The organism is Okeania sp., assembly GCF_035285525.1.
GTDB lineage: Bacteria > Cyanobacteriota > Cyanobacteriia > Cyanobacteriales > Microcoleaceae > Trichodesmium.
The window spans coordinates 1-10,749 of sequence record NZ_JAYKGW010000099.1 but is presented as its reverse complement, the minus strand read 5'-3'; the positions used below and the strand labels follow the sequence as shown (position 1 = coordinate 10,749).

Genomic DNA, 10,749 nt, shown 5'->3' with positions numbered 1-10,749 from the left:
ATTGAGTGAAAGCGATACTCAACTTCAGCAATGGAAAGATCAAATTCTCGATGCAGTAGGAGTTCAGGGGCAAGTAATTATTGAAGTCATTCCGGAGTTAGAAAAAATCATTGGTAAGCAACCTGCTATACCAGAATTATCGGGAAGTGCAGCCCAAAATCGTTTTAATTTATTGTTTGGCAAATTTATTCAGGTATTTACAACTAAAGAACATCCTTTAGTCATTTTCTTAGATGATTTACAATGGGCAGACTCAGCTTCTTTGAATTTGATGAAACTGTTAATGAGTGGAGGAGAAAGGGGTTATTTACTATTAATTGGAGCGTATCGAGATAATGAAGTATTTCCCGCCCATCCCTTGATGTTGACTTTAGATGAAATAGCTAAAGCTAAAGGCACAGTTAATACTATTACTTTATTATCTTTGTCTCAGGAAAGTATTAATTATTTGGTAGCAGATACTTTAAGTTGTACTTTGGAAATAGCTGAACCTTTGACAGAATTAGTATATCAAAAAACTCAAGGAAATCCATTTTTCACGACTCAGTTTTTGTTAGGTTTGTATGGGGAAGAATTAATTAGATTTAATTTTGAGGTTGGGTATTGGGAGTGTGATATTTCTGAGGTTACGCAACGGGCACTAACTGATGATGTAGTAGAGTTTATGGCGGGGAGATTGCAGAAATTACCTACTCAAACTCAGGAGGTTTTGAAGTTGGCTGCTTGTATTGGTAATCAGTTTGATTTGCCAACTTTGGCATTAATTTCTGAACAGTCAGAAGAAGATACGGCAGATAAATTATGGATAGGTTTACAGTCAGGATTAATTTTGCCCCAAACTGAAGTTTATAAATTCTATTTAGGGGAAGATAAAGTTAGAGATAATATTAAAGTTGATAAAAATGCAAAATATCGTTTTTTACATGACCGAGTTCAACAAGCTGCTTATTCATTAATTCCCGAAAATCAAAAGCAATTAACACACTTAAAAATCGGTCAATTATTATTACAAGAATTATCACCTCAAGAACAATCAGAACGAATTTTTAGTTTAGTAAATCAGTTGAATCTTGGTAAAGCAGTTATATCGAGTTCAGAAGAAAAACAGCGATTGGCTGCTCTAAATTTGGAAGCGGGAAAAAAGGCTAGACTTTCCGCAGCTTATCAAGTAGCTCAAGATTATTGTACTATTGGCATTGATTTATTACCTACAACAGCTTGGGAAAGTGACTATGAATTAATTTACAATTTACACCGTTATGGCTCCGAGGCAGCATATCTTTCTGGAAATTTTGATCGAGCTGAGAGCCTCTATGCTGCAGCTTTAAATCATGCTCAAACAGCTTTGGATAAAGGGGTAATTTATCGGATCCAAATGACTCAGTATCAGCTTCAAGGGAGAAATAAGGAAGCGATCGCTATTCAATACGAAAGTATACTTCTACTTGGTTGGGAAATTCCCACAGAGCTAAAACTAATTAAAACCACCCTAGACGAAGAAATTGCTAAAGTTAGGAAATTTCTAGAGCAGCAGACAATAGAATCAATTCTCGAACTTCCCAAAATGAAAGATGAAAACATGGCAGAAATGCTGCGAATTTTACAAATTCTGTTCTATGCTGCATGGCTTGATGGACAAACTACCTTATCACTGCTAGCGGTAGCGAAGATGACAACTTTATCTTTAGAAAATGGTAACAGTGAAATGTCTCCCTTCGGTTATGTCGGTTATGGTTTAATTGCCAATGCCATGCTCCAAGATGCTGCGACAGGTTATCAATTTGGAGACATGGCTGTGCAACTGTGCGAACAATTTGATAATGCTGATGTACGGGGAATGACTAATTTTCTCTTGGCTGCGGATGTTCAGAGCTGGAGTCGCCCAGTTCGGGAAGCAGATGCTTATTATGAAAATGCCTATAAGTATGGCATGGAAGCGGGGAACTGGCTCACGGTAGGCTTTATGATGATGCAAAGTGGTTCAGACCGCTTGACTTACGGTAAAAATTTAAGTGAACTGTATACTATTACTAAAACCCATGCTGATTTTCTGCGTCAAATTAAAAGTTTAGAAAACTTGGATGCTTTAATTGTTGGAGTTTTGCAACCCATTCGGAATCTATTGGGTTTAACTCAAACAATTTTCACTTTTGATGATGATGACTTCAGTGAATCTGAATATTTACAGAAATACAGGGAAACTCCTTACCATCTTTCTTGGTATTATTCTGTGAAAATTCGCCATGCTTACTTATTTAATGATACGGTTGCCTACCCTCACTTAATTGATAAATTAGAGATAATTGAAAATACTGTTTCTAGTCATGCTAAAGTTCCTTCCAGTGTGTTTTATGTCGCTCTAATGCACATAACTTTAGCGAAAATGAGTAGAGAGGAAGAAGACTATCAATTTCATTTAGAAAAACTTGCTTCTCTGGAAGAAAAATTAAATACTTGGCAAAATTTTTGTCCGGAAAATATACTCCATAAATGTTTAATTATACAAGCAGAAAAAGCGCGATTAAACAGACAAAAAACGGAAGCAATTGATTTTTATGAACAAGCAATAACTACCGCTCAAACTAATCATTATGATTATGAAGAAGCTTTAGCTAACGAACTCGCTGCCCAATTCTACCTCGAATGGGATAAAGATAAAATTGCCTCCGTTTATATGCAAGAAGCCTATTATTGTTATGCTCGTTGGGGCGCGAAAGCCAAAACTGAGGACTTAGAAGAACGGTATCCTCACTTACTGAGTCCGATTTTAAAACAAGCAGCATCAACTTTAAACCCATTAGAAACTCTGTCTACTCTTGTCCAGTCTACTCCTTCAGTTCAAAATGCCCTTGCTACTACCTATTCCTCCACTACCAGTTTTAATAGCACTTTCGACTTAGCAACTGTACTCAAAGCTTCTCAAGCAATTTCTGGAATTATTGAGCTAGATGAATTATTGCGTGAACTCACTCAAATTATTCTCCAACATTCTGGAGGCGATCGCTGTGCTTTAATTTTACCCAATAGCAATAGGGAATGGTTTGTTCAAGCTATTGCCACTCCCAAATCAACAGAAATATGTCACCAACCTTTAGAAAATAATCCCAATGTACCCATCAAATTAATTCAATATGTCAAAAATACTCAAGAAACTGTAGTCGTTAACGATTTACAGACAGATTTACCAGTCATTGGCAAATATTTACGGCGAAATCAACCCAAAAGTGTATTGTGTTTACCCATTCTCAATCAAGGACATTTGATTGGTATTTTGTACCTAAAAAATTTATTAGTTAGTGGTGCGTTCACCAGAGAACGAGTTCTGGTTCTCAACTTCCTCTGTACTCAAGCTGCTATTGCTCTGGAAAATGCCCGTCTCTATGAACAATCTCAAGCTTACTCTCAGAAGTTAGAACAATCTCAACTCCAGATTGTGCAATATGAAAAAATGGCTTCTTTAGGTAATTTAATGGCAGGAGTCGCCCATGAAATTAATAATCCTCTGGGGTTTCTCACTGGTAGTATTGGTAATCTTCAGGAGAATCTACATGACATGATGGAACATTTTCTACTCTATCATAAGTATTATCCTGATACAGTCCAAGCGATAGAAGAAAATGCAGAAGAGATCGACCTAGATTATTTGTATGAAGATATACCCAAACTTCTGAAATCAATGGAAAATGCCACAGAGCGCATCAAGAATCTTAGTACCAGTTTGCGCACTTTTTCCCGTGCGGATAGAGAACATAAAATTAGTGCCGACATACATCAGGGAATTAATAGTACCTTAATGATTCTGAAATACCGACTCAAAGGGAATCCGCAGCGCCCTGGAATTGAAGTTATCAAAGACTATGGGGAATTTTCGGAAGTGAAGTGTTTTCCGGGACAACTGAATCAGGTGTTTATGAATATTATTGCTAATGCGATAGATGTTTTTGATGAAGCAGCTCAGGATTTATCTGATTCAGATTTGTCAGCCAAAACTCCAAAAATTACTATTAAAACTGTACAAGTGAGGGAAGAAAATCTAGTAAAAATTATAATTGAGGATAATGGTAAGGGTATGCCACCAGAGGTGAAAAAAAGAATATTTGACCATTTATTTACCACAAAAGGTGTGGGTAAGGGAACGGGGTTAGGATTGGCAATAGTTCGGCAAATAGTGGTGGAGAAACATGGGGGTATAATAGATTGTATCTCAGAGGTGGGTAAGGGTACAAAATTTATTATTACTTTACCCTTAACTTAGGGAACAGGGAATAGGGAATAGGCAGAAAGAATTGATAATTTCTGTAGGATTTTTGTAACACAGCCTTCGAGGCTGTAACAACCACCGAAGATTGTGTTACTACTCATGGAATTTTTGTAACACAGCCTTCGAGGCTGTAACAACCACCGAAGATTGTGTTACTACTCATGGAAGCAAAAGGCGCAGACCCATCAAAATCCTCCAACCCAGACAAAGCAAGATTTTTCCTTCTGCCTTCTGCCATACATTCATCCAACCAATAGATTGTGATATAACTCACAAGCTATTCAAACTCTATTTTGTAGTATTAATAATAGAGTTATCAAAAAGTGTTGGAATTAACTTGCTATGAGTATAACTATAAAATCTTTAAATAATTACAAAATCAGAGATTTAATACATGAGAGTTCGAGAACTGTGGTCTATAGTGGATTGACTAAAGCAGATGGTGAACCAGTAATTATTAAACTGATGCGGAATAATTTTCCTTCTTTTAATGAATTAGTTCAATTTCGTAACCAGTACACTATTGCGAGGAATCTACAAATAGAAGGTATTGTTAAACCATTAGCTTTGGAACGTTATGAGAATGGCTATGCTTTAATTATGCCAGATTTGGGAAGTATTTCTTTAGCTGAATATTATCAAAGTTTGCCATCTGAAACTTCAAATATATCCGAATTTTTAGACATAGCTATTCAGATAACTGAAATTCTTTATGAATTACACCAAAACCGAATTATTCATAAAGATATTAAACCTGCAAATATACTAATTAATCCAGAAACTAAACAGGTAAAAATTATAGACTTTAGTATTTCTAGTCTACTGCCAAAAGAAACTCAAACTATTCAAACACCAAATGTATTAGAAGGAACTTTAGCCTACATTTCTCCAGAGCAAACGGGAAGGATGAACCGAGGAATAGATTATCGTAGTGACTTTTATTCCTTGGGAGTAACATTTTTTGAAATGTTAAATAGAAAATTACCTTATGAAACTACCGATCCAATGGAATTGATACATTGTCATTTGGCGGTTTTACCAATTATAGGGAGGAAGGAAGAAGGGAGTTTGGCTCGTTTGGAACCTACCCCTAACTCCTCCTGGGAGGGAAATTTGGTTCATGGTGCAGAAATACCTCAAATGCTCATGGATATTGTAGTGAAGTTGATGGCGAAAAATGCTGAAGATCGCTATCAGAGTGCTTTGGGGTTAAAATATGATTTGGAAAGATGCCGACAGGAATGGCAGGAAAAAGGGGAAATAGAGGATTTTGAGTTGGGAAGTAGGGATATTAGCGATCGCTTCCTCATTCCCGAAAAATTATATGGCAGAGAAGCAGAAGTACAAACCTTATTGGATGCTTTTGAGGAAATTAGTAATCCCCCCCGTAATAGCTCCCACTCCGCGTCTCCCCCTCTCCCCCTCTCCCCCTCTCCGCGTCTTCTTTTAGTAGCAGGTTTCTCTGGGATTGGTAAAACTGCTGTTGTCAATGAAGTTCACAAACCTATTGTGAAGCAAAGGGGTTATTTTGTCAAAGGAAAATTTGACCAGTTTAATCGTCATGTTCCCTTTTCTGCCTTAGTTGAGTCTCTGCGAGATTTAATGGCACAAATATTGAGTGAAAGCGATAGTCAACTACGGCAATGGAAAGATAAAATTTTGGAGGCAGTGGGAGTTCAGGGGCAAATAATAATTGAAGTCATTCCAGAATTAGAAAAAATTATTGGTAAACAACCTGCTGTATCAGAATTATCAGGAAATGCTGCCCAGAATCGTTTTAATTTGTTGTTTGGTAAATTTATTCAAGTTTTCACGAGCAAAGAACATCCTTTAGTCATTTTCTTAGATGATTTACAATGGGCAGATTCCGCTTCTCTGAATTTAATGAAACTGTTAATGATTGAAGCTTCTAATTCTTATTTGCTGATGATAGGAGCATATCGAGATAATGAGGTATTTCCGGCTCATCCGTTGATGTTAACTCTGAATGAAATAAGGAAAGAAAATGCTAAAATTAACACCATTACTTTAGCACCTTTGTCTGAGAATCATATTAATCATTTAGTGGCGGATACCCTGAGTTGTGATGAAGAAGTAGCTAAACCTTTAACGGAGTTGGTGTATCAGAAGACGAAAGGAAATCCATTTTTTACGACTCAGTTTTTGTTAGGTTTATATGAAGATAAGTTGATTAGGTTTAATTTTGAAGTGGGGTATTGGGAATGTGATGTTTCTGAGGTAAGGCAAAGGGCACTTACTGATGATGTGGTATATTTTATGGCGTGGCGGTTACAAAAATTGCCATCAGAAACTCAAGAAGTTGTGAAATTAGCAGCTTGTATTGGGAATCAGTTTGATTTGAAGACTTTGGCTATTGTTTGTGAGCAGTCAAAAGAAGATACCGCAAATAGTTTGTGGAAGGCTTTGCAAGAGGGTTTTATATTACCTCAAAGTCAAGTTTATAAGTTTTATATTGGGCAAAAAAAATCAGATAATCAAGAGGAAAGCTCTCAGGTTGTTAATTATAAGTTTTTGCACGATCGCGTTCAACAGGCAGCTTATTCTTTGATAGCTGAAGACCAAAAACAACTCACCCACTTGAAAATAGGTCGTCAACTTTGGCATAATCTTTCCGAGAGCGAGCAAGAGAATCATCTTTTTACCATTGTCAATCATCTCAATATCGGCATTGACTTAATTTTTGAACAGGAAGAACGTAACCAAATTGCCCAATTGAATTTTCAAGCAAGTCAAAAAGCCAAAATTTCTGTTGCTTATGAAAGCAGTCGCCGTTATTGTTATGCTGGACAAAAATTTCTCGATGAACAAAGTTGGTCAGAAAATTATTCACTCCACTTTGCATTAGCGATCGCTACTATCGAAGCTGAATATTTTAATCATAACTTGGAAGTTGCCCAACAACTCTCTCAAGAGACATTAGAAAAAGCCCAAACTTTGCTAGACCGCATCAAGATTTATGAATTGCAAATTTTGTTTGAAATCAATCAAAATAAAATGAATGAGGCGATTTCTCTGGCTCTTGATGTTCTCTCCATGTTGGATATCAATATATCTCAAGAGCCAAAATCAATTGCAGCAGAAATCAAACAACTCCGGGAAGATATTGCATTGCCGACTGAAGATATTGCCAATCTTGTCACCCTGACAGAAGTTAACGACCAAGAAAAACTAGCAGCAGTTCGGATTTTGACTAATGCTACTTCTGCTGCTTATATTGTGAATGCTAGCACTTTTCCCGCGATTGTTATGCACACGGTTCGACATTGCATGAAATACGGTCATTCTCCCCTGGCTGCTTCAGCTTATAGTTGGTATGGGGCACTTTTATGTGGAGTTTATGGAGAAATAGAAGCAGGATACGAGTTTGGTAAGTTATCTTTACAACTATTAGAAAAATTTAACGCCCGCAGCTTTTTTGCCAAGGTCAGCAATATGTTTAATGTTTTTGTTCGTCCTTGGAAAGATCGTCTACAAAATGCAGTTGCCGATCTTCCTCAAGCTATTCAAGGTGGATTCGATCATGGAGATGTAGAATATGCTTTTTATGCTGCTGTTCATTATTGTAACTATCTATTTTATAGTGGTAGTCCCTTAGATAATGTACATCAAGCTCAAGAAAGATATCTCCCAGTCATTGTTAAAGCCAAATACGAATTTCACGAAGGCTTTCTCCGCATTAATCAGCAAGCTGTGAGCAATCTTCTGGGAGAAACTGAAGAACCTCAGTTTTTACAAGGAACGATATTAGATGGGGAAAAGTTTTTATCCCAATGTTTAGAGAATAAAATTATGTTTTTAGTTCTCTGCTTTTATGAAGCTCAAACACGACTTGCTTATTTATTTGAAGATTATGTAGGAGCATTGAATGCAGGAGAACAAGGTTGGCAGTATCGAGAAGCTGCCAGAGGTACTCTTTATGCCTCAGAACATAATTTTTATTACAGTTTAGCATTGCTAGCTAGTGGTAAATTAGATCCAGAAAAGAGCGATCGCATTGCTGCTAATCAAAGCCAATTGAAAAATTGGGCAGAATTTGCTCCTACAAATTTTCAGCACAAATACGACATAGTAGAAGCTGAAAAGCATCGTCTTCTGGGAGCAAAGACTGAAGCGATCGAGATGTACGACCGCGCCATAGCAGGAGCAAAAGAAAACGAATATATCCAAGAAGAAGCGATCGCTAATGAACTGGCAGCTAAATTCTACCTTGACTGGGGTAAAGAAAAAATTGCCTCTGTATATATGCAAGAAGCCTATTATTGTTATGCCCGTTGGGGTGCGAAAGCAAAAACTGACGACTTAGAAAAACGCTATCCTGACTTACTCCGTCCGATATTAGAGCGAGTAGCACAAACATTAGATCCTCTGGAAACTCTCTCCACTATTATCCAAGATTCTATTACTTCTAGCCAATCTTCCACTAGCAGTCTCAATAACACTCTTGACTTGGCAACTGTACTCAAAGCTTCTCAAGCAATTTCTGGAATCATTGAGCTGGATGAATTATTGCGTCAACTGACTCAGATTATTCTCCAACATTCTGGAGGAAATCGCTGTGTTTTAATTTTACCCAATAGTCAGGAAGAATGGTTTGTTGAAGCCATTGCTAACCCCGAATCAACAGAAATCTGTTCTCAACCTCTAGAAAATCATCCCAATGTACCAATCAAACTTATCCAATATGTCAAAAATACTCAAGAAACTGTAGTCGTTAACGATTTAGAGACGGATTTACCTATCATTGACAGATATTTACTGCAAAAGAAACCTAAGAGTGTATTGTGTTTACCCATTCTCAACCAAGGACATTTAATTGGTATTTTGTACCTGAAAAATTTCTTAGTCAGTGGTGCGTTTACTAGAGAGCGAGTTGTTATTCTCAACTTCCTCTGTACTCAAGCTGCTATTGCTCTAGAAAATGCCCGTCTCTATGAACAATCTCAAGCTTACTCTCAAAAGTTAGAACAATCTCAACTCCAGATAGTGCAATATGAAAAAATGGCTTCTTTAGGTAATTTAATGGCCGGGGTTGCCCATGAAATTAATAATCCTCTGGGCTTTCTCAACGGCAGTATTAAGCATGCTCAGGAGAATTTACATGATATTTTAGAGCATCTCAATATCTATCAAAATCACTATCAACTAAACTATCCTGATACAGCCGAAGTTATAGAAGAAAATGCTGAGGAAATAGACTTAGATTATTTGTGTGAAGATATGCCTAAACTTCTCAGTTCAATGAAAAATGCTACCGAGAGAATTAAAAATCTGAGTACCAGTTTGCGCACTTTTTCCCGCGCGGATACAGAATATAAAGTTATTGCCGACATACACCAGGGAATTGATAGTACCTTAATGATTCTGAAATATCGACTCAAAGCTAATCAGGAGCGACCGGAAATTCAAGTCATTAAAGACTATGGGGATTTTTCGGAAGTGGAGTGTTTTCCCGGACAACTGAATCAGGTGTTTATGAATATTATTGCCAATGGGATAGATGTTTTTGATGAAGTTGCTCAGAATTTATCTTATTCAGAGATTGAAGCTCAACCTCAGAAAATTACTATTAAAACAGCATTACTGACTAAAAAAAATGTAGTCAAAATTATAATTGAGGATAATGGAAAGGGGATGACACCAGAGGTGAAGGCAAGAATATTTGACCATTTATTTACCACCAAGGGTGTGGGTAAGGGAACAGGATTAGGATTGGCAATAGTTCGTCAAATAGTGGTGGAGAAACATGGTGGTACAATAGATTGTGTCTCAGAGTTGGGTAAGGGCACAAAATTTATTATTACTTTACCTTTAACTTAGGGAACAGGGAGTAGGGAGTAGGGAGTAGGAAGAAAGAATTGATTGTAACACAGGCTTCCCAGCTATAACAACCAGGAAGTTTGTGTTTTTTTGTAACATAGGCTTCCCAGCTATAAAAACTAGGAAGGCTGTGTTTTTTTGTAACACAGCCTTACCAGCTGTAACAACCAGAAAAGTTGTGTTTTTTTTGTAACACAGCCTTCGTTTGCTGTAACAACCAGGAAAGTTGTGTCACCACTAAAAACCCAGAAATGCTGATTATTTTTAGTAAAGTTGTACATAGCGTATAATAAAAGAAATTAAAATATTACCTTTAGGACTTACGCACGCGCAACGTCTTTTTGTCATTGCGCGACTTGCAGCGCCAGCGACAGCGTTTCGCTCCGCGACATGAATGGGTCGCTGTCCGTCAGGATAGCAATCTCAAGCCAAGAAAATTGCGTTCCTCATGCGTAAGTCCTGACCTTAATAATTAAATTTATAAATCAGGACTATGAACTTAACTATAATATCTTTAAATAACTATGAAACTAGGAAGTTAATACATGAGAGTTCGAGAACTGTTGTCTATCGTGGAGTGACTAAAGCAGATGGTGAACCAGTAATTATTAAACTGATGCGTAATAGTTTTCCTTCTTTTAATGAATTAG

The 10,749-nt window shown here is 37.0% G+C and carries 3 protein-coding genes; 2 read left to right on the top strand and 1 reads right to left on the bottom strand.

Features of this window, described 5'->3' with window-relative positions:
* A partial coding sequence (locus VKJ25_RS09315) for a trifunctional serine/threonine-protein kinase/ATP-binding protein/sensor histidine kinase (protein WP_324236351.1) occupies positions 1–4,255 on the top strand: 4,255 nt, incomplete at its 5' end.
* A 103-nt stretch (positions 4,256–4,358) separates the two neighbouring features.
* On the opposite strand, the gene VKJ25_RS09310 is transcribed toward VKJ25_RS09315, so the two are convergent.
* Entirely contained in the window at positions 4,359–4,535 is a 177-nt protein-coding gene (locus VKJ25_RS09310) for a hypothetical protein (RefSeq protein ID WP_324236350.1), read from the bottom strand.
* A 68-nt stretch (positions 4,536–4,603) separates the two neighbouring features.
* Between VKJ25_RS09310 and VKJ25_RS09305 the strand changes: the two genes are divergently transcribed.
* Complete coding sequence (locus tag VKJ25_RS09305) at positions 4,604–10,099, top strand: trifunctional serine/threonine-protein kinase/ATP-binding protein/sensor histidine kinase (protein ID WP_324236349.1); 5,496 nt, start codon at positions 4,604–4,606, stop codon at positions 10,097–10,099.
* The last annotated feature ends 650 nt before the right edge of the window (positions 10,100–10,749 follow it).